The organism is Nonomuraea sp. NPDC003754 (genome assembly GCF_053605785.1).
In genome coordinates this window covers 1-20,341 of record NZ_JBSGJX010000022.1, presented here as the reverse complement: position 1 = coordinate 20,341, position 20,341 = coordinate 1, and the positions used below count along the sequence as shown (strand labels likewise).

The 20,341-nt window shown below is 71.3% G+C and carries 17 protein-coding genes; 15 read left to right on the top strand and 2 right to left on the bottom strand.

Annotation, left to right across the window (positions count from 1 at the left end):
- Positions 1-17: 17 nt before the first annotated feature.
- Entirely contained in the window at positions 18-923 is a 906-nt protein-coding gene (locus ACWEVS_RS25925) for a branched-chain amino acid transaminase (protein WP_452553747.1), read from the top strand.
- Between the two features lie 318 nt (positions 924-1,241).
- Here ACWEVS_RS25925 and ACWEVS_RS25920 read toward each other — a convergent pair whose 3' ends face one another.
- Complete coding sequence (locus ACWEVS_RS25920) at positions 1,242-1,772, bottom strand: hypothetical protein (RefSeq protein ID WP_449928936.1); 531 nt, start codon at positions 1,770-1,772, stop codon at positions 1,242-1,244.
- A 524-nt stretch (positions 1,773-2,296) separates the two neighbouring features.
- A complete protein-coding gene (locus ACWEVS_RS25915; RefSeq protein WP_452553745.1) occupies positions 2,297-3,445 on the bottom strand; it encodes an amidohydrolase family protein in 1,149 nt (382 codons plus the stop codon).
- Positions 3,446-4,149: 704 nt separating this feature from the next.
- Here ACWEVS_RS25915 and ACWEVS_RS25910 point away from each other — a divergent pair.
- The 14 genes from ACWEVS_RS25910 to ACWEVS_RS25845 are packed head-to-tail and all read left to right on the top strand — an operon-like array spanning position 4,150 to position 20,250.
- Entirely contained in the window at positions 4,150-5,034 is an 885-nt protein-coding gene (locus tag ACWEVS_RS25910; RefSeq protein WP_449928930.1) for a Gfo/Idh/MocA family protein, read from the top strand.
- A complete protein-coding gene (locus tag ACWEVS_RS25905; protein WP_452553744.1) occupies positions 5,031-5,714 on the top strand; it encodes a hypothetical protein in 684 nt (227 codons plus the stop codon). Before ACWEVS_RS25910 ends, ACWEVS_RS25905 begins: the two co-directional genes overlap by 4 nt.
- Positions 5,699-6,541, top strand: coding sequence for a sugar phosphate isomerase/epimerase family protein (locus tag ACWEVS_RS25900; protein ID WP_452553742.1), 843 nt, complete (start codon positions 5,699-5,701; stop codon positions 6,539-6,541). The genes ACWEVS_RS25905 and ACWEVS_RS25900 overlap by 16 nt, the downstream gene beginning before the upstream one ends.
- A complete protein-coding gene (locus ACWEVS_RS25895) occupies positions 6,538-7,332 on the top strand; it encodes a sulfotransferase (protein WP_449928924.1) in 795 nt (264 codons plus the stop codon). Before ACWEVS_RS25900 ends, ACWEVS_RS25895 begins: the two co-directional genes overlap by 4 nt.
- A complete protein-coding gene (locus ACWEVS_RS25890; protein ID WP_449928922.1) occupies positions 7,325-7,759 on the top strand; it encodes a glyoxalase in 435 nt (144 codons plus the stop codon). Before ACWEVS_RS25895 ends, ACWEVS_RS25890 begins: the two co-directional genes overlap by 8 nt.
- Position 7,760: 1 nt before the next feature.
- Positions 7,761-9,032: an MFS transporter gene (locus tag ACWEVS_RS25885; RefSeq protein WP_452553741.1), complete on the top strand. Its 1,272-nt coding sequence runs from the start codon at positions 7,761-7,763 to the stop codon at positions 9,030-9,032.
- Positions 9,029-10,282 (top strand): condensation domain-containing protein, encoded by a 1,254-nt coding sequence (locus ACWEVS_RS25880; RefSeq protein ID WP_452553739.1) that lies wholly within the window; start codon positions 9,029-9,031, stop codon positions 10,280-10,282. Before ACWEVS_RS25885 ends, ACWEVS_RS25880 begins: the two co-directional genes overlap by 4 nt.
- Complete coding sequence (locus ACWEVS_RS25875; RefSeq protein WP_452553737.1) at positions 10,276-11,676, top strand: Ldh family oxidoreductase; 1,401 nt, start codon at positions 10,276-10,278, stop codon at positions 11,674-11,676. The genes ACWEVS_RS25880 and ACWEVS_RS25875 overlap by 7 nt, the downstream gene beginning before the upstream one ends.
- A gap of 3 nt (positions 11,677-11,679) precedes the next feature.
- The gene (locus ACWEVS_RS25870) at positions 11,680-12,414 is read left to right on the top strand and encodes a polysaccharide deacetylase family protein (protein WP_449928914.1); all 735 of its coding nucleotides are present in this window, start codon (positions 11,680-11,682) and stop codon (positions 12,412-12,414) included.
- On the top strand, positions 12,393-13,193 hold the full coding sequence (locus ACWEVS_RS25865; RefSeq protein WP_452419561.1) for a glycosyltransferase family 2 protein: 801 nt from the start codon (positions 12,393-12,395) through the stop codon (positions 13,191-13,193). The genes ACWEVS_RS25870 and ACWEVS_RS25865 overlap by 22 nt, the downstream gene beginning before the upstream one ends.
- 1 nt (position 13,194) lies before the next feature.
- Positions 13,195-13,413: a phosphopantetheine-binding protein gene (locus tag ACWEVS_RS25860; RefSeq protein ID WP_449928910.1), complete on the top strand. Its 219-nt coding sequence runs from the start codon at positions 13,195-13,197 to the stop codon at positions 13,411-13,413.
- 2 nt (positions 13,414-13,415) lie between these two features.
- Positions 13,416-16,307 carry an AMP-binding protein gene (locus tag ACWEVS_RS25855; protein WP_452553735.1) on the top strand — a complete coding sequence of 964 codons (2,892 nt, stop codon included), beginning with the start codon at positions 13,416-13,418 and terminating at the stop codon, positions 16,305-16,307.
- Positions 16,307-18,967, top strand: coding sequence for a non-ribosomal peptide synthetase (locus ACWEVS_RS25850; RefSeq protein WP_452553734.1), 2,661 nt, complete (start codon positions 16,307-16,309; stop codon positions 18,965-18,967). Before ACWEVS_RS25855 ends, ACWEVS_RS25850 begins: the two co-directional genes overlap by 1 nt.
- Positions 18,967-20,250: a nucleotide sugar dehydrogenase gene (locus tag ACWEVS_RS25845; RefSeq protein WP_452553733.1), complete on the top strand. Its 1,284-nt coding sequence runs from the start codon at positions 18,967-18,969 to the stop codon at positions 20,248-20,250. The genes ACWEVS_RS25850 and ACWEVS_RS25845 overlap by 1 nt, the downstream gene beginning before the upstream one ends.
- Positions 20,251-20,341: the final 91 nt, after the last annotated feature.

Below are 20,341 nucleotides of genomic sequence, written 5' to 3'. Positions count from 1 at the left end.
GAGCCACTTGAGGGGACATGATGAAGCTGCCCGAGACCGGGACGATCTGGATGGACGGCGCGCTGGTTCCGTGGCCGGAGGCCCGCGTCCACGTGCTGTCCCACGCCCTGCACTACGGCACGGCCGTGCTGGAGGGCACCAACGTCCACGACACCCCGCGGGGCCCGGCGGTCTTCCGGCTCGACGCCCATCTGGCCAGGCTCTACCGGAGCGCGAAGATCATCGGCCTTGCCGTGCCGTACACCCCGGGCGAGCTGCACGCCGCCACCCTGCGAACGGTCAGGGACAACGGCCACTCGACCTGCTACATCCGCCACCTCGTCCACCGCGGCTACGGCGAGATGGGCATCTCGGCGCGGAACTGCCCGGTCACGGTGTCGATCGCCACCTGGGAGTGGGGCACGTACCTGGGCGACGGGGTGCGGCTGATGACCAGCTCCTGGCGCCGCAACGACCCCGCCGTCGTCCCCACGGTCGCCAAGGCGACCGGCCCCTACCTGAACTCGGTGCTGGCCAAGGCCGAGGCGCTGGACGCGGGCTTCGACGAGGCCGTGCTGCTCAACGCCGCCGGCCACGTGAGCGAGTGCACGGCCGCCAACCTGTTCCTCGTCAGCGACGGTGCGCTGGCCACCCCGCCCGCCACCGCCGGGGCCCTGGAGGGCATCACCCAGGACACCGTCGAGCGGCTCGCCGCCGACCTCGGCCTGCCCGTACGGCGGCGCGACATCCTGCGCGCCGAGCTCTACACGGCCGACGAGCTGTTCCTGTGCGGCACGGCCGTCGGGATCGTGCCGGTCGCCTCCGTCGACCACCGCGAGAGCGGTCCGGAAGGCCCGGTGACCGCCAAGCTCAGGAACGCCTACGACGCGGCCGTGCACGGTCGTGACGACCGCTACCGCGACTGGCTCACCCCTGTCGGTTAGGTCCGGCCGACCCCGCGGCGTGATCAGGTCCGCATGCGGGCCGGATGGAACGCGGCACTTTGCGGGGCGGCGGGCGGCGTCCATGAGCCTCACCGGTGCTGTGGGCAGATGGACGGCCGGACGGACGGGGAGTCGGCGGACGTGGAGGCGGGCGGGTGGACAGGGGGACGGTCAGCAGGCCGGCGAACCGGCAGGCCGACGAACGGGGAGGCCGGCGGACGAGGGCCGGGGAGTCCGGCGGACGAGGGCCGGTGGATGGGGAGTCCGGCGGACGAGGGCTGGTGGACGGGGAGTCCGGCGGACGGTCAGGCTGGGGTGTCAGCGGACCCAGCCGGTGTAGCGGCGTCCCGCCGACGTGCCCGAGGAGCGCCCGCCGCCGCGGCCCTCGGCGGGTTCGAGGGTGGCTGCGACCGCCCTGACGAGCCAGGCGTTCACCGACAGGCTCTCCCTGCCGGCCGCCTCCTCCACCCTGACCTTGAGGTGCTCGGGAAGCCGGAAGTTGATGCGCGCCGTACCGCCCTCGTCGCCCTCCGGCGGCAGCGGGGGAGCCGGCGGCCTGGCCGCGACGGCGGGCACGGGCTCGACGGTCTGGTCGGCGGACTCGTCGACGGGGACCCTGACGACGAAATCCGGGTCGCGACCGCGCAGGCGGACGTCGACCGACCCGGGTGCGAGGTCGCGCGTGATCTCGTCGGCCGCCTTCGACAGCGCCTCCAGCAGGGCGAGCCTGGTCGCGGACTCCAGCGGCCCGGTGAGCCGCTCGGCGAGCGCACGGGCGTCGTCGCCACCGACCTCGGCGGCGGCGGCCAGCTCCTGGCGCAGATAGTCGACGTATGGCGCGAGATCCATGACGCCACTATGGCGTCAACCTGGCATCATCGCAAGCCGCCGACCTTCGATGCGGCCGCTCCCGCCAACGCTCCGCCGTGAGCCGGAGCACCGCCCCGACCGGCGTGGCCACCCACCCGGCCGGGGTCGAGCCGCTGACGGGTGTAAGTGGAGGGGGCCAGTTGGAGGGAGGTCGTCGGTCCCGCTCGGGCGGCACGCTGCGCGCGCCCATCGACTGCGACGCCTGCGCCGGTATCGCGGCCTCACGCGCTGAAACGCGCGCGGGTCAGCCGAGTTGCTCCTCCATCAGGGCTCGCGCCTTCGGCCATGACCGCCAGAGCAGGAGCTCGGAAGCTCGGCGCGCAGCGCGGCGAGCAGGCGTTGGCGCGTTCTCGTCCGGGGTGTGTCTGTGTGTCTCGTCCGGGGTGCGTTCGCGCGTTCTCGTCCGGGGTGCGTTCGCGCGTTCTCGTCCGGGGTGCGTTCGCGCGTTCTCATCCGGGGTGTGTTCGCGTGTCTTGTCCGGGATAGCGCTCGGGTCTGATCCGTCATGCGTCGTCTCCCAGGCGGTAGACGCGACGCGCGTTGTCCTTGCCGATCATGGTGGCCACCCGGACCGTCTGGGCCGGCGACCACTCCCCGTCGGCCACGAAACCGCCGAGGACGCGGGACATGGCCCGGCGCCACAGCAGGGCGCCCAGGTGGTGCAGCTCGGCCGGGCCCCAGGCGTCGGAGGAGAAGAGAGTCTTGGCGAACGGCGCCAGCTCCAGGCTCTCCGCCACGACGGCCACGCTGCGCGCTCCGGTGTAGTTCACTCCAAGGCCCACGTCGAAGTAGACGTTGGGGTAGACCTGGGCGAGGTAGCCCGCGTTGCGGTGGAACGGATAGCAGTGCAGCAGGAGCAGCGGCACCCCGCTGGGCTCGGCCCGCTCGATGAGCCCCCGCAGCAGCAGCGGGTCGGAGCGGCGCAGGTCGATGTCAGGATCGCCGTAGCCGGTGTGGAACTGCAGTGGCAGCCCGCGCTCGATCCCGGTCCAGATCAGGTGGCGTAGCAGCACCGGATCGTCGACCCGGACCGTCGCGGTCTCCTCGACCGCCCGCAGCCACCGCCCCGCCGCCGCCGTGACCTCGGCGGGGGTGGGCGGGCTCGGGTCGAGGTCGAGCCCGTGCCGGTAGGCGGCGATCGTCTTGAGGCCGCGGGCCGTACGGCTGAGCTTCCACAGCAGTTCGGCGAAGCGCGCGGCGAACCCGGCCGCGCTGACGCCCTCGGCGACCACCTGTTCGGCCACCGCCTCCAAGCGGACGACCTCCTCGGCGGGCCGTCCGGTGACCTCGGCCATGCCCGTGACCCCGAGGATCTCGTCGCCGCGATAACCGGTCTCCACCAGGAAGTGGCCGATCCCGCTCGCGGTCAGCAACCGCCTGTTCACCTCCGCGGCGCCGAGCTCGGCACGCCGCGCCATGTACGCCTCGGGCGAGGCGTGCGGGTCGAGACCCAGCACGGGCGCGCAGTGCCGCAGGATCGCGAAGCCGATCTGGGAGTCGAACTGGCTCATCCAGCCGGGTACCGGCCGGTCCGACTCGGTGATGAGCTCCTCGAACTCCGCCCTGGACAGGTCGTTGCCCGCGGCGCCGTGGACATGGTGGTCCACCAGCGCGATGGCCTCGATCGACTGATCGAGGGACTCAGAAGACATCAGCGATCCTCCGGCAGCTTTCCACGTCGTCCAGACCGTCGAGCGCGCGCGATTCCGTCTGCTTGACCGACAGGTACGTGTCGATGAGGTCGGGCGCGAACAGGCCGCGACGACCTGGTCGGCCTCGAGTGCGTCGAGCGCCTCGTCCTGCGACTTCGGCAGCGGCGGCACGGCCGCGACCGAGACGAACACCTCCGCCGCGCTCTCCAGTCATCGACGCCTCTCGATCAGGGCTGTCCCGCCCATCATTCTGGATGGTCGCCGAGCCTGTCGGGATTCGCGCCGACGCCTGCGCGGGTCGCGGGAGGGCGGGGCGGCGGGTGGCCGGTCCTCGCGGCCCGGCGCCGGCATGGCGGCGGGCATGGCGGCGGGCCCGGCGCCGGCATGGCCTCGGTAAGTCTCATGAAAGTCCGATGAAAGGCTCATGCAAGGCGATTCGGCTAGAAACTGCACATACGGCCATAAACCGTATAAATCTGCACGAATTGCTCGATACTCATCGATCGTGCCCATGTGATGGCGCTGCCATCGGCGCGGTCGCCCTCGGCATATGAGGGGCCAGTGTCAGATTCATCCCTTTCTGCGATGCGAGCGACTCCGACGCCGGCCCTGGCGCGGGAGAGAAGTGTGACTCGATGAAAGAAACTCCCGGAAGCGACATGCTTTCGCGCGCCGCGAGGTCGAAGCATGATCACCGGGGCGACATGCGTATCGCGATCGTCGGTTACGGCAAAGCCGGCCGGCAGCACGCCACGGCGATTCGACAAGCCGGCGCCATGGTGTTGCATTCCGTTTTCGACGCCGACGAAACCGTCGACGTCCTCCCGCACCGGCGGATCGGCTCGTGGCCGGACGTCCTGGCGGACCCGGACCTGGACGCGGTCGCGCTGTGCACCCCTCCCGGTCAGCGGTCCGACATGGCGCACGCTGTTCTCGACGCCGGGAAATCGCTTCTCCTGGAGAAGCCTCCGGCCATGTCGGTCGAGGAACTGGACCGGCTCGCCGCGAAGTCCGACGACGTGGCCGTGATGCTGCAGCATCGCCTGCGCATCCCGGAAACCGCCTGCACCGCCTGGGGCGGCGACGCGATCGGAACGCTGCTCGTGAGCCGGCCACGGGCGCCCGAACATTTCACCGGATGGCGCGCGAATCCCTTGCACTCATCCGGCGGGGTCACGTCTCACCTCGGAATTCACTACCTGGACATCGCCTGCCAGCTCTTGGGCGACATCGAACGGGTACGGGTCAGCGACTATCGCGAATGTGCGCCCGGAATCGACATCAGGAGCGCCGGGACGATCTTCTTCGCCTCGGGGGCGACGCTGGCCTTCACCGTGTCGGCCGATGGCGGCACGCGGGCGGAACACCTCGTCATCGTCGGCGGCGACGCCAGGCGATTCGAGATTACCGATGGCATGGTCCGGATCGCGGTCGGCGATCGGGTGACCGAGATCCCACCCGAGCCCACCCCGGCCCTCCGGACACGGGTCTACCAGGAGTTCGCCGCCGGCCCCGATCGCTGCCGGCTGGCCCGGGCCAGGGCCGTCGTGACCGTGCTCGACGAGGTGCGGAAGGCCGGCGGCCGATGATCGCACGGTGCGGCCTCTCGTCGGCGTCGGCGCCGGAGCTGAGCGCTTCCGATCTGGCCGCGCTCACCCGTCGTGCCGGGGGTACGGTGGTCGACCTGCGGGCCGGCAGGGGCCACCGGTGGGAGCGGGACGGCATCGCCGGACTGGCCGGACTCCCCGTGGCGTTCGTCGGACTGTCGGTCGTGCTCGGCCGGGACGACTACGACGTGACGCCGGCGGAGCACTTCCCCGATCACCCCGTCAAGATCTTCGCGGCGGTGGGCGCGCTCGAGGCCCCGTGCACGTCGGAGCAGATCGACCGACTCACCCGCCATCGTCCGCCGCGAGACGTCCTCATCGAGACCCATCGAGGGCATGCGGGCCCCGATGAGCTGATGCGCCTGTGCGACCGGTACGGCTGCCGCCTGCTGATCGACAACCTTGGCCTGCACGGGATCTCGCGAGACTTCGAGGCGGATCTGACCCAGCTGGCCCCGCTGGCTCGTGCCGTTCAGGTCAAGGGCTTCGGCTGCGGCGACCGGCACCGGCACCGCCCGCTGACCGGCGATGACCTCCGCTGGCTCCGCCTGGCCGGCGACGACGTCACCGACCTGACGGTGGAGTCGCACGCGGGCGTGCCCGAGCAGGACCTGAGCGTCCTCTGCCATGCGTGGAAGGGGGTCGCATGCGACTCGCCGTGATCAACGACGAAGTCCACCAGGATCTGAGCGTCGTCGCGAGGACCGCGCGCTCCTGCGGGTTCTCGGGCATCGAGATACGGTCCCTCGCGAACACGCCGCCCCATCGGCTCGGTGACGAGCAGCTGGCGCAGGCGCGCAGGACGGTGTCCGAGCACGGGTTGGAGGTGGCGGGGTTCTGCCCGCCGGCCATGAAGTGCGACCTGCCGCGCACGGACGAGGACGTCGGCCGGGTCCGGGCCCTGCTGATCCGCGCCGTCGAGCAGGCTCGTCTCCTCGGCGCCCCCCACGTGCGCGCCTTCACCTTCTACCGGGACGGCGCACCGGATCCGGTCAGCGCCGCCCAGGTCGCCAGGGAGGTGCTGCACGGGGTCTCCATGTCCGGCGTCCAGCTTCTGGTGGAGACCGGCACGCGGACCAACACCCCGACGATCGCCCTGATCATGACCTTCCTGGACGTGCTGGGTCACAGCGACGTCGGGATTCTCTGGGACCCGGGCAACAGCGTCTTCAGCGGCCGGCATCGGGCTCCCTTTCCCGAGGAGTACCGGATCGGGTCAGCACTCATCCGCCACGTGCACGTCAAGGACCCGGCGGGCACGACCGGCTATGTCCGCCTCGGCGAGGGCGATCTGCCCTGGGCGGAGATCGTCGCCGCCCTGGCCGCCGACGGCTACGAGGGCTGGCTGTCGCTGGAGACTCACTGGCGGCACGGGCGCGTCCTGACGCGGGAGGAACGCGACCGGCCATGGGGCGAGGCCTTCACCGAAGGGGGCCACGCGGCGAGCGTCGAATGCATGCGGTGGCTGAAGAGGCTGGTGACCACGTGAACGGCCCGCTCCTGCTCCTCGGCGCTCAGCGGTCGGGAACGACTGCCTTCGCGCACGCGCTCAGCCGTGCCTACGCCGACAGCGGAGGCTTGTTCACCGTCAACGGCAAGCTGCCCTACCTCCTGCCCCGCTGGTGCACGCGGAGCGATCTCGCGGGCCGGCATTTCCGGGCCGACGAGATCTGGCATGCTCTCGGCCGCAAGCCGGTGGCAGGACAGGGAGTCGCGCACTGGCGCGTCCGCGTCGGCACCGCCCTGCGCGCCGCCGCCTCCAGGGTGGCGGAGGGCCGGCGTGACGACCCCTCGGCGCTGGTCCGGGAGATCCTCACCGAGTCCTACGCGGCCTGGCCCTTCTGGGGGGACAAGTACAACGAGTACCTGCTCGATCTGCCCACCGTGCTGGAGGCGGTGCCGTCGGCTCGCCTGCTGCTTCTCGTGCGGCACCCGTACGAGGTCGCCGCCTCCACGCACGAATGGGCGGGAGAGCGGCCGTGGAAGCCGGCTACCGATGTCGGCGCGTGCGCCAAGTGGGCGGCCTGGCACCGCGGCTGGCTCGCACTCGCGCCGGCGCTCGACCCGGCGCGCCAGATGGTGGTCGGATATCGCGCGCTGTGCGACGGCAGGGCCACGCGGCGGCTCAGCACCTTCGTCGGTCTGGATCTCGCCCCCTATCTCGGCGGGCTGCGCGCCAGGCGCAGCACCTGCCCCGAACCCGATCTGCCGGCAGACCTGGATGCCCACGTCACCGCCGTGTGGGGGCGTCTTCGTGAAAGGGAGAACAGCTGTGAGTGACAACCCGCCCCACGCCGGGCGACATGACCATGACCATCGGTCGCCGTTCGGCTTCGGCCTGCATCACGTCCAACTGGCCATCGCTCCCGGCAGCGAGGACGAGTGCCGCTCCTTCTACGTGGGTGTCCTGGGCATGGTCGAGATCCCGAAGCCGCCGGCGCTCGCCGCCCGCGGAGGTCTGTGGGTGCGGGCCGACGCACTGGAGATCCATCTCGGCGTGGAAGAGGACTTCCGCCCGGCCCGTAAGGCCCATCCCGGCATCAGGTCGGCCGATCTCGACAACCTGGCCCGCCGCCTCGCCGATCGCGGCGTCGAGGTCACGTGGGACGGCGACCTCCCCTGCCACCGGCGCTTCTACGTCCATGACAATCTGGGCAACCGTCTGGAGTTCCTCCAGCGGCTTCCTGACCAGCCTCCGGAGCGATGACATGACCGGCCTCGTGGGCAGGCTGGTCGGCCTGCCTGACATTCCCGCGGTACGCCGCTGGTCCTGGGTGGCGATCGTGGACGCTCTGGGCAGCGGTCTGCTGATGCCGCTGGTCATCATCTACTTCACCCGGCAGATCGGCCTCGAGCCGGTGACGGTCGGCCTGGCCATGAGCATCGCGGGCATCGCCGGCATCGCGCTGGTGCCCGTCGGGGGCGCCCTCGTCGACCGTTACGGCCCCAAACCGGTGGTGATCGCGGCATTCGGCCTGGCCGCACTCGGGACCGCCGCCTACCTGCTCGCCGACGCCTTCGCTCCGCTGGTGGTCGCGGTGCTTCTCGCGCAGACGGCCGACGCCTCCGGCCGGCCGGCCAAGCACGCCTTCATCGCCGAGATCGCCGAAGGCGAGACCAGGAACCGGCTGCTGGCCTTCAACCGCTCGATCCGCAACGCCGGATACGGAATCGGCGGACTGCTTGCCGCGATCGTGCTGGCCGTCGGAACCCGCGAGGGATACCTCCTGGCCATCGGCCTCGATGTCCTGTCGTTCGTCGTCGCGGCCGTTCTCGTCGTGTCCATCAGGCCGCCCGAGCGGGCCTTCCGAGCGGTCGCCGAAGCAGAGCGGGCCCCAGCCCCCGGCGGCTATCGCGCGGTGCTGGCGGACTGGCGCTACGTGACGCTCGCCGCGCTGAACGTCCTGGTGCTCCTGGAGGCGAACGCCTTCATCGTCGGCGTTCCGCTCTGGGTGGTCCAGCACACCAACGCCCCGCAGGCGCTCGTCGGCGTGCTGTTCACCGCGAACACGATCATGATCGTGCTGTTCCAGGTACGGGCGACCAGGAATCTCAGCGGACCGGCGGACGTCCGTCCCGCGTACGCGCGGGCCGCGATCGCCTTCGCGTTCGCGGCGGCCGGCTACGTGACGGCCCAGTACACCGGGGTGACGCTCACCATCGCCGTCATGGCCGTCGCGGTCGTGATGCACTCGATCGGCGAGCTGTCGGCCTCCGCCGCCGAGTGGACGGTCTCCATCGGGCTCGCCAAGGAACGCCTGCGGGGCCGCTACCTCGCGGTTTTCGCGCTCGGCGACTCGGCGCAGAAGGCGATCGGGCCCGTGGTCGTCGCCCTGCTCATCAGCGGCCTGACATCGCTCGGCTGGGTCGTGCTGCTCGCTCTGGTCAGCGGCGCCTGCCTGATCAGCGCCGAAGTGGCGGTCCGGCATCCCCGCACCCGCCGGCAACGCGCCGAGCAGTCCGCGGAGGTGACCGCATGACGTGCCTGCTTCCCGCCCAGCGGCGGTGGGTCGGCAACCGGCCGGACGCCGACTGGCACCACTTCAACCTCGGCTGGCTGTTCACCGTACCTGCCGAGCTGACCGGCGAGATCCTCGTCCGGGCCGTGGAACGCCTCCTCGAGCGCAACCCGGCATTGCGCACCGCTTACCGCGTGACTCCGCACGGATGGCGGTCACAGGTGCTGAGCCCGCAGGCCGGCACGGTCATGGGCCGGGCCGAACTGGCTGACTACCGTGGCGAGGCAGCGGCCCTGGCCGAGGAGATCGCCAGGGCGCAGACCAGGATGCGACCGGCGGACGGCCAGGTCCTTCACGTGGTGCACTTCCCCTTCGGCGACGAGCCGGGGCGGCTACTGGTGATCATCCATCATCTGACGCTCGACGGATTCTCCATGGGCATCGTCGCCGACGAGCTCGAAAGCGCGTTGCGCGGCGAACTCGAAGGACCGCGTCGTCCCGCCACGCCGGCCGACTACGTCGCCGCCGTCGAGCAGTGGGTGCGTACGGAGGAGGCGGCGGCCGACGCGCGACGCTGGCGGGCACGGCCCTTCGACGCGGTACGGATGCCTCCCACCGACCGCGACGAGCCGGCGTCGCTGTCCACGATGCGACTGGCCGGCATCCGGCTGTCCGCCGCGGAAACCGCGGTGCTCGCCAGGGCGTCCAGGGCTCGGGGACTACGCGTGAGCGATGTCGTGCTGGACGCGGCCGCTCAGGCGATCATGGCGCGCTGGGGCCTTCCGGCAGTCGGGGTCGACACCTATCACGTCGGCCGGCACCTGACGCCACTGAACATCGACGTGGTCGACACCGTCGGCTATCTGCAGAACACGTTCCCGATCGTGTTCACGGCCCGGGACGGTTTCGACCCGGCGGACCTGCGGGCCGTCCCCGAGCGCCTGTTCGGCTTCGACGCCCTGCGCCACTTCACCGACGAGCTCGCCGACCTCCCCAAGACCACGCTGCGCTACAACTTCCGCGGCCAGCTGGGACGGCTCGACGAGCGCGCCGGTGCGCTGCTCCGATCCGCCGACGAGCCCCTCGGGCCACTGCGCTCGCAGGTCCAGACCGAGCGTTACACGCTCATGCTCGAAGGCGACGTCGTCGACAGGCGGCTGGAGCTGCACATCAAGTACAGCACCGGGCACTACCATCCCGGCACCGTTCGTGAGCTGCTCGAAGAGGCGGTCGTCAGGGTGCGCGCGGCGGCGGAGGAGCTCACATGCTGACCGTGCGCGATCTCGTCGTCGTCGTCGGCGCGCCCGGCGAGGAGGCGGTCCTCCTGCGCGGACTCGACCTCGACATCTCCGCCGGCCAGACGGTCCTGGTCCGCGGCGCGCGGGGCTCAGGCAAGAGCGTGCTCGGCGCGGTGCTCAAGGGCGAGCTGCGCCCACGATTCGGACAGATCAGCGGACAGGTCCTGGTCGTCGACGACGCCGACCGGCTGCCCGTCGACCACCTCGCCGCACTGGTCCGAGAGCGGAAGGCGAGCGGAAAGACCACCGTCCTGCTGGCCACCGACGCCGTCCAGGGCGAGCGGGTGATGCCCGACCGCGTGTTCACTCTCGCCAAGGGGACTCTCATCCCGGAGAGCTCCGCGCCGGATCCTGGCCCTGACCTCCGCCTGCCCGCCGGAAAGGTGCGCGACCTCACCGTGGCGGCCCTGCGCGGGGTGGGCGCCACGGAGAAGACCGCCGGCATCGTCGCCGACGTCCTCGTCGAGGCCGATGTGAGGGGGCACCCCTCCCACGGAGTGGGGCTCCTGCCCACCTACCTGGAGCGGGTCAGCGCGGGTGGCATCGATCCCACGGCCAGACCCGTCCTCTCGGCACGGGGCGCGACCGCCCGCGTCGACGCCCGCGCCGGATTCGGCCAGGTCGCCGCCGCACGAGCCGCTGAATGGTGCGCGCTGACCGCGGTCAGAACCGGCGTCTCCGCGGTCGCCGTCCACCACAACAACCACGTCGGTATGATGGCCGCCTACCGGTGGCCGTTCCAGCGGCACAGGACCGTCGGGCTGCTGTACAACGTCTCCGGCCCCAGCCTGGCGGCTCCGGGAGCGGTCCGGCCGACGCTCGGCAGCAACGCCGTCTGCCTCGTCACCCCCACCCGCCGCGACGAACCCTTCGTCGTCGACTTCGCCACCGGCGTCGTGGCGATCGGGAAGATCCGCGACGCCGGGCATCGTGGCGCGCCCGTCCCTCCGGGATGGCTGCTGGACGGCGAAGGACGGACGACCACCGATCCGGCGGACCTGGAGCAGGGCGGATCAGTGCCGCTGTTCGGCGGCTACAAGGGGCTCTGCGTGACCGTCATCGCCGAGGTGCTGGCCGGCATGCTCGGCGGCCACACCATCAGTCCGCTCGTCGGCAAGCAGCGCAAGCGCCCCGGCCGGCCGATGAACTGCAGCCAGCTGTTCATCGGACTCTCGCCCGCCGCCTTCGGGCTCGACGAGATCGACACGTTGATCGAAGCCTTGCGTGTTGCCGTGACAGCGGGTTACGCCGGGGGCGCCCCCGAGCCGCATTTCCCCGACCAGCTCGAGGCCGCCCATACCTCGCACAGCCGCGCCGAAGGGCTGCGCGTGCCGCGCGCCGTGGCCGACGCCCTCGGGTGGAGGTGACCGATGATCCGTGGCCCGCTGCCCGCGGAGGTGGAGCTCGCCATGGCCGGCTCAGCGCCCGGCTGGCCACTCGTCCTGTACTTCCACCACGTGCATCCCGCTCTTGAGCACTACACGTCGGTCACCCCGCAGGCGTTCGCCCATGCCCTGGAGACGCTGCTGGACGAGTACGGCAGGCCACTGGATCCCGGCGCGCTGAGCGACCTGCGGGCGTTGCCCGCGGAACCGCGCTTCCTGATCACTTTCGACGACGGTCACCGGGACACGCTGGAGTACGCGCTGCCGATCCTCGACCGGTTCGGCGTCAAGGCGGTGTTCTTCGTCATCACCGGTCCGGCCGGCGCGGAGCCGTACTACCACCACGGCTTGCTGAGCTGGGCGGAACTGGGCGGACTGCGCACGGCCGGGCATCTGATCGGCGCGCACACCGTGACCCACCGCAGGTTGCCTGAGCTGGGCGCCGACGAACAGCGCCACGAGATCACCGAATCGCTCGCGGTGATCCGCGACCGGCTCGCGGTGGCCTCGCCCCCGCTGGCCTATCCCTACGGGCTCGTGCCCAGCGTGCCGGCCGTGCCGTCCCGAACCCTCGCTTTCGGCACGGTCAAAGCCGCTCCGCTGCCCTGGCTCGCGGCGCCGCACGCGATCCGCCGTACCTACCTGCCAGTGGGACACCACCGGCTATGGCCGGCCCTGTGCCGTGAATGGAGAGACCAATGGACGCGCCCGTCACCGTGATCGTGCCCAGCAGGGACAGGTATCGCGACCTGCGCCGCTGCCTGCTGGCGCTCGTCGACTGCGACACCACGTTGCTGCACGAAGTGCTCGTGATCGACGACGGCTCGCAGCCGCGCATCGGCGACGCGTCGGTGCCCGGCCTGCCGGTGCGGGTGATCCGCAACGCCCGCCCGCAGGGGGCGATGCGCGCTCGCTCCCTCGGCGCCGGGCGGGCGAGCTCACCGATGCTCGCCTTCCTCGACGACGACGCGTTGCCCCGCGCGGACTGGCTGAACCGGATCGCCGAGGAGCTCACACCGGGCCGTGGCGGGATCACCGGCCGTGTCCTGCCCTTCGACGCCGGCCTGGTCTCCAAGGCACGCCAGGCCAGGTACATGGAACGCTACCGAGGCCTGTCGCATGGCGAATCGGTCGATTTCTTCGCCGGCGGGAACAGCGCGGTCTGGCGCGAGGCCTTCCTCCAGGCCGGCGGCATGACATCCGCGGGGCCCGGCGGCGACAACAAACTGGTCGCGGAGCTCGAACGGCTCGGGCTCTCCGTTCATTTCGTGCCCTCACTGGTGGTCGTGCACCGCAACGGCAAAGGGTTCTCGCAGGCGGTCCGCACCGCGTTCGGCGCCGGGCGCCATCACGACAAACCTCTCTCCGTGCCCGCGGCCCTGCATCGTGCGACACAGTCCGTCCCCGGAGCGACACCGTCGGTTCGGCTCACCAACAGGGTGCTCAACGTCGCCCATCTGGCTGGGCGCTGCCTGCCACATTCCGCAAAGGAGTCCTGATATGTCACCATCCGAGGTCGCCATCACCCTCTCCGGCATCTGGGAGGAGGTTCTCGACATCGAGGGCATCACCCAGGACGACCACTTCTTCGAGCTGGGCGGAGACAGCCTGCTCGCGGTCACCATGGTCAGCAGGGCGCGCAGGGCCGGGCTCCACATCGCGGTGAAGGACCTCGTGGACAATCCCGTCCTGCGCGATCTGGTCGCGGCGGTGAGCTGACCGTGACCAGGGTGCTCCACCAGGTCTTCCGCGGCCACGCGCAGCGCCAAGGAGACCACCCTGCCCTGGTCGAGGGCACGCGCGTGCTGACGTACGCCGAACTGGACGCCGCCTCCGACCGGGTGGCCGCCGGGCTGCGCGCCAGAGGGGTCGGCCCCGGCGAGCGGGTGGCGCTGCTGCTGCCCCGATCCATCGGCCTCGTCACGGCGATCCTCGGGACGCTCAAGTGCGGAGCCTCGTACTCGGCTCTGGATCCCGGCTGGCCCGCCGTACGCGTCGAGGAGCTGAGCCGCCGGCTCGAACCGGCCGCCGTGATCGACGCCGGCGCCTACCCCGCCGTGGCGTCCGCCAGGGGCGCGCGCGTCGACGAGGACGTCGATGGCGACGACATCGCCACCGTGGTCTTCACCTCGGGCACCTCGGGCCGCCCCAAGGGCGTGCTCTCCCCCCACCGGGCGATCGCCCGGCTGTTCCCGCGCTGCGGTGCCGCCGACCTCACCGGCCGTCCGATCGTCTCGCTGTCCACGGCGGTGTCCTGGGACGGCTTCGCCCTCGAACTGTGGGGCGCGCTGTGCTCGGGCGGCACCGCCGTCGTCGTCACCGAGCCGTACCCGCTCCCGCAGAGGGTCCGTGAGCTGGTCGACCGCGGCGGGCTGGACACGCTCTTCCTCCCGGCCTCGCTCCTCAACCTGTACGTCGACGAGGACCTCGACGCGTTCACCGGTCTGCGCCAGGTCATGACGGGCGGCGAGCGGATCTCCGCATTCCATGCGGGCAGGTTCGTGAACCGGCATCCCGACATCGCCCTGGTGAACTGCTACGGGCCCGCCGAATGCGGCATCCTGGTCACCACTCACCGTGTCACCGCCGAGGACTGCGCGCGGCGCGACGTCCCGATCGGGTTGCCCGCGCCGGACACACGGATACACCTCATCGACGGGGAGATGTTCACCGGCGGCGACGGCCTCGCCCGCGGGTACCTCGGCGACGCCGCGGGTACCGCTGAGAGGTTCGTCGAGATCGTCGTCGACGACGGGGACCGGACCCGTGCCTACCGCACCGGTGACCGTGGCGAACGCGGGCAGGACGGCCTGCTGCGCTACCGCGGCCGACTCGACCGGCAGGTCAAGATCCGCGGCCACCGGGTCGAACCAGCGGAGATCGAGACGGCCGCGGACGCCCTCGACGGGGTGGTGCGGAGCGCGGCGGTGCCGCTCACCGGCTCGGACGGCACGACGACCGGTCTGGCGCTCTTCTACCAGGGAGAACGCCCGGCCCCTGGAGTGGAGGGCGAGCTGCGGGCCCGGCTACCGGGCTATCTCGTGCCGGCGCGGATCACGCGGGTGGACGGCTTTCCGCTGACCGCCAACGGCAAGACCGACCACGAGGCGCTCACTGCCCCCCTGCTCGCCGGTCCCGCGAAGCCCGCCGCCACCGGCGAGACCTCCGTCGATCCCGATCCCCTGCTCGCCGATCCCGTGACTGCCGATCCCGTGACCGAGGTCGTGGCCGAGGGGTTCGCTCACGTGCTCGGACTGCCGGAAGTACAGGTCACCGAGAACTTCTTCGCGCTCGGCGGCACATCGTTGGCCGCGGGCAGGCTGTGCGTCAGGCTGGGGGCCCGCCTCGGTGTCACGGTTCCCGTCTCGGCCGTGATGCGCCATCCGACCGCCGCGCGGCTGGCCGCGTGGCTGCGCACGCGGGGGGCCGGCGAGGATCGTGGAGAGCCCGGCACGCCGACGGCGGCCACGGCCGTCCCCCTCCTGCCCTCCCAGCTCGGGTTCTTCCTCGCGGCCCAGATGCGACCCGAGGACGTCTCCGGCATGTGCCCGCTGGTCTGGGAGTACGAGGGGACGCTGGAGCGGGCGGCACTGCAGGCCGCGCTCACCGACGTGGCGATCCGGCACGAGGCTCTGCGCAGTCGCTATTTCCTGCAGGACGGGCCGGTGGCGAAGATCGCGGCCGAACCGTACCCTGTCGAACTCCGGCTGGTGGAAGATCCCCACGATCTGCCGGCGGTGCTGATCCGGCCGCTCGACCTGGAATCCGGACAGGTGTGGCGCTCCGCCCTGGCCCCCGGCCGGTTCGGCATCGTGGTGCACCACATCGCCATCGACGGCTGGGCCGCCGGCCTGCTCGCCCACGACCTGTCAGTGGCGTACCGGGCCCGGCTCGACGGTCGCGCCCCTCGCTTCGGCGGTCCGGCTCCCGGTCTCGGCGAGGTCGCCCGCGCCTACCATCGCCAGGCCGGCGTGACGGACCTCGACGCCCAGCGGGCCTACTGGAGGCACGCCCTCACCGGCCTGCCGGACCCCGGCCGGCGTGACGGCGTCGAGCCGGGCAGACTCGCCTCGGTGAGCCGGCCGCTGGCCGTCACGCGGCTCGACGAGAGCGCCCTGCGGCATCGCACCACCAGCACGGTCGTCCTGCTGGCCGCGTACGCGCGAGCCGTGGAAGCCCTGACGGGCGGGTCCGACCTCGCCGTGGGCGTGCCCGTGGCCCGGCGCAACGACGACGTCCTCGCCAGGTCGGTGACCTGCCTGATCGACATGGTGTGCGTACGGCTGCGCGGAGCCGGGGTCGCGGCCGCGAAGGCAGGGTTGGTGGACGCCCTGAGCCACCAGGACGTGCCCGCCTACGAGGTGGCCAGACTGGCCCGCCGGCGTCCGCTCTACACCACCGTCCTGGCCGTGCAGGACGCTCCCGAGCCGCGGCTCGACCTGCCGGCGGCGACGCGCTTCGTCTGGGCCGACACCACCCGGCTCGACGTCGACCTCGTCGTCGAGTTCCTGCCCGGATCGGTGCTGCGGGTCAGTCATCGGTGCGAGGCCGTACCCGCGGATGTCGCCGCGGCCCTGTGCGACGCGATCGTCCGAGCAGTCGAGGAGCCATGATGACCGCACGACGACGGCGGCTCTGGGAGCAGTGGGTTCTCGATCCCGACGGTCCCTGGCACACCGTCACGTTCACGATCGACCTCGCGGGAGCCGTCGATCGGACCCGGCTCGAAGGGGCGCTCGCCGCGTTCCCCTGCCTCGAGGTTCCGGTTCCCGTCCGGCTGACGCCGAGCTTTCTGGTACGCGACCGCCGTGTGGCGGTGACGCTTCCCGCGCAGACCGCGACTCCCGGGGAGTTCGTCCAGGCGGTCGCGGACGCCTACGCGGGCCGGGCGGCGGCCGGCGGCGACGAGCCGACCGCGCGGGCCCGCGCCCACTGGCGGGACGTGATCACCGATCCTCCCGTGTCGCGGATACCGGTGGAAGGCAGCCCGGGCGCGGGTCCCGGCGTGATCAGGCACCGGTTCGAGGACGCGGCACCGGAATCCGTGCTCGCCGCGCTGGCGGCGGTACTGGGACGCTGGACTCGATCACGAGATCTGCTGATCGGCGTTCCCGAAGGTTTCGTCCGGATCGACATCGACGACACGGCATCCCTCAGCGACCTGGTGGACCAGGTGAGGGAACGCCGGGGGAGAGGACTCCGTCACGCGGGCGCCTTCCGGGACGGCGCGCATCAGGTCATGGAGGATGCCGGGATCCGGCACCTGCCCGCGGTTCACTTCGCTGACGCAGCCGCTCCGCCGAGGTTCGTCGACGCCGGGCCGCTGACGCTGATCCCCAGGGTGCCGCCGCACGGGGCGGTCGGATCGAGCCTCACCATCGGCATGGACGACACGTGCTTCGACGCCAGGGACATCGACGAGGCGACCGCCGAGCGGCTGCTCCACCAGGTGGAGCGGTTGCTGGCGGCCGACCCCCGTGACACCCTCTCCGCGATCTCGCTCATGGGGGAGGCCGAGCGGACGACGGTGGTCGGACGCTTCAGCCGTACGGCGGAGCCGGCCGCGAGCAGCCACGTGCTTCACGAGCTCATAGCCGGCCCCGACGACGCCGTGGCCGTGGTGTGCGGAACCGAGCGGATCACCTACGGACAGCTCGATCGCCGGTCCGCTCTGCTCGCCCGGCGACTGCGCGATCTCGGCGTGCGCGGCGAGGACGTCGTCGGGGTCCGGTTGCCGCGCTCGGTCGACCTCATCGTCGCCTTCCTGGGAGTGCTCAAGGCCGGTGCCGCCTACCTCCCGCTCGATCCGGGCCATCCCGCCGATCGTCTGGCCTTCATGACGGCCGACGCGCGCGCCGAGATCGTGATCGACGGCGAGACGCTGGACGCCCTTCGATCCGGCAGCGTGCCGGCCGCTCCTCATGGGAGGCGGCAGGCGGAGGCGGGGCCCGACCGGCTCGCCTACGTGATCTATACCTCCGGATCCAGCGGTCGCCCCAAGGGGGTTCAGGTCGAGCACCGGCAGATCGTCGCGTCCACCATCGCCCGTTACCCCGTCTTCCCCGGTCCGATCGACTCCTACCTGGCCCTGGCCGGGCCGGCTTTCGACGCCCTCGGCGCCGGCGTCTACCTGACCCTGACAAGGGCAGGCACGCTGGTCCTGCCCACGGACGACGAGGTCGGCGACCCCTGGCTGCTGGGCGAGCTCATCACGCGCGAGCGTGTGACACACGTCGACGGGGTTCCAGGACAGTACGCCGCGCTGCTGGACGCCGCTCCTGACTCCGTCGCCGGGCTGCGCTGCGCTGTGGTCGGCGGTGAGGTGTGCCCTCCCGCTCTCGTGACGCGCCACAACGAGGTGACGCGTGAAGCCGTTCTCATCAACGAATACGGCCCGACGGAGACGACCGTCTGGGCCACCTCGTACACCTGCGACCGCGGGGAGCCGCCCGCGAGGTCGGTGCCGATCGGGCGGCCGATGCCGGGTGCCCTCGCCTACGTCCTCGACGAACGGCTGGCGCCGGTTCCGATCGGAGTCCCCGGCGAACTGTGCATCGGCGGCGCGGGAGTCGCCCGCGGCTACGTGGGGCGGCCTGATCTCACCGCTTCGCGCTTCGTCGCCAACCCCTTCGCCGCCGGCGTCGTCTACCGGACCGGGGACCTGGTCCGCTGGCGACCGGACGGCGATCTGGAGTTTCTCGGCCGCCTCGACGAACAGATCAACATGCGCGGCCTCCGTGTGGAGCCCGCGGAGATCGAGCAGGTCATCTCGAGGCACCCTCAGGTGCGAGAGGTGGCCGTCGTCGCGGCGCGCGCCGGTGATCACCATCGGCTCGACGCCTACGTCGTCGCCACCGGCGCGGCCGCGCTCAGCCGGCCGGAACTCAGCGCGCACACCGGCCGGTTCCTGCCTGCCTCCATGGTGCCCGCGACCTGGACGGTGCTCGACCGGATGCCGCGGACCGGCAACGGCAAGCTTGACCGGGCCGCGCTCCCACCGCCCCGTGCGGCCGCTCACACGAGCGGGAAGGCCACGGGCAGCCCGGCGACCGCCGTGCAGCGCGCGGTCGTCGAGCTCTTCACCACGTCGCTGGGCGAGGACAGCGACCTGAGGACCACCGTTCCCGCCTGGACGGGGCAGTTCTTCGGACCTGCCGACCTGACCGCGCGCTTCCGGCTCCGGTTCGGCGACCGGGTGCCGCCGATAACCACAGGACTCAGCGCCGGCCGGCTGGCCACCGCCCTGCGGCGCCTCGACTCCACGGATCGTTGATGGCACGCGACCCCTCCGGCGCCGGCTACGACCTCGCGGTGGTCGGACTGGGCTACGTCGGAATGCCTCTGGCGAAGGAGGCCGTGGCCGCGGGGCTCCGCGTCGTCGGCTTCGAAGCCGACCCGCGAAAGGTGGACGCCCTCAACGCCGGCCGGTCGTACGTCGACGACGTGACCGACGCCGACCTCGAGCACATGGGGCAGGCCGGCGGCTTCCGCGCGACAACCGACGAGAGCGTGCTGGCCCGCAGCCGGACGATCGTCATCTGTGTGCCCACCCCGCTCGACGACGACCATCGCCCCGACCTCTCCGCGGTGGAAAGCGCCGCTGTGACCATCGCCAGGAACCTGAGCGCCGGCACGCTGGTCGTCCTGGAGTCCACCACCTGGCCCGGCACGACCGACAAGGTCGCCCGCCCGATCCTGGAGACCTCCGGCCTCCTGGCGGGGACGGATTTCCACCTCGCCTTCTCTCCTGAGCGCATCGACCCGGGCAATCCCAAGTACGGCCTGCGCAACACCCCCAAGGTCGTCGGCGGCCACACCGACACCTGCCTGGAGGTGGCCTCGGCGTTCTACGCGCGGTTCGTCCAGCAGATCGTGCCGGTCAGCGGCACCCGCGAGGCGGAGATGGCCAAGCTCCTGGAGAACACCTACCGGCACGTCAACATCGCGCTCGTCAACGAGATGGCGATCTTCTGCGACGAACTCGGCATCGACCTGTGGGAGGCCATCGAGGCCGCGGGCACCAAGCCGTTCGGCTTCCAGAAGTTCCTTCCCGGGCCCGGCGTCGGCGGGCACTGCATTCCCGTCGACCCGTCGTACCTGTCGTACGCCGTGCGAAAGCTGGGCTACCCGTTCCGGTTCGTGGAACTGGCTCAGGAGATCAACGAGCGCATGCCGTCCTACGTGGTGGCCCGCGCGCAGCGGCTGCTCAACCGGTGTCGCAAAGCCCTCAACGGTTCCGAGGTGCTGTTGCTCGGCGTCACCTACAAAGCCGACATCGCCGACGAACGCGAGAGCCCGGCCCTGCCCGTCGCGCGGGCGCTGCTGGAGTTCGGCGCCGATCTGGTCTACCTCGACCCGTACGTCAAGGAGTGGCAGGTGAACGGCAGCGCGGTGCCACGCGCGGAAGACCTCGCGACGGCGGTCGCCGGAGCGGACCTGACGGTGCTCCTGCAGCAGCACGCCACCTTCGACCTGGAGATCATCGAAGATCAGGGCAGGCTCGTCCTCGACACCAGAGGGGTGCTCACCGAGGGCGAGCGCGTCGAACGACTCTAGAAGATCACTGAAGATCTTGTTCTTGGTGGCCTGTGAGGCGGCAGGATCCTGGATTCTTCAGGAGAGTCGGGAAGCCAGTGTCCAGGTGTCG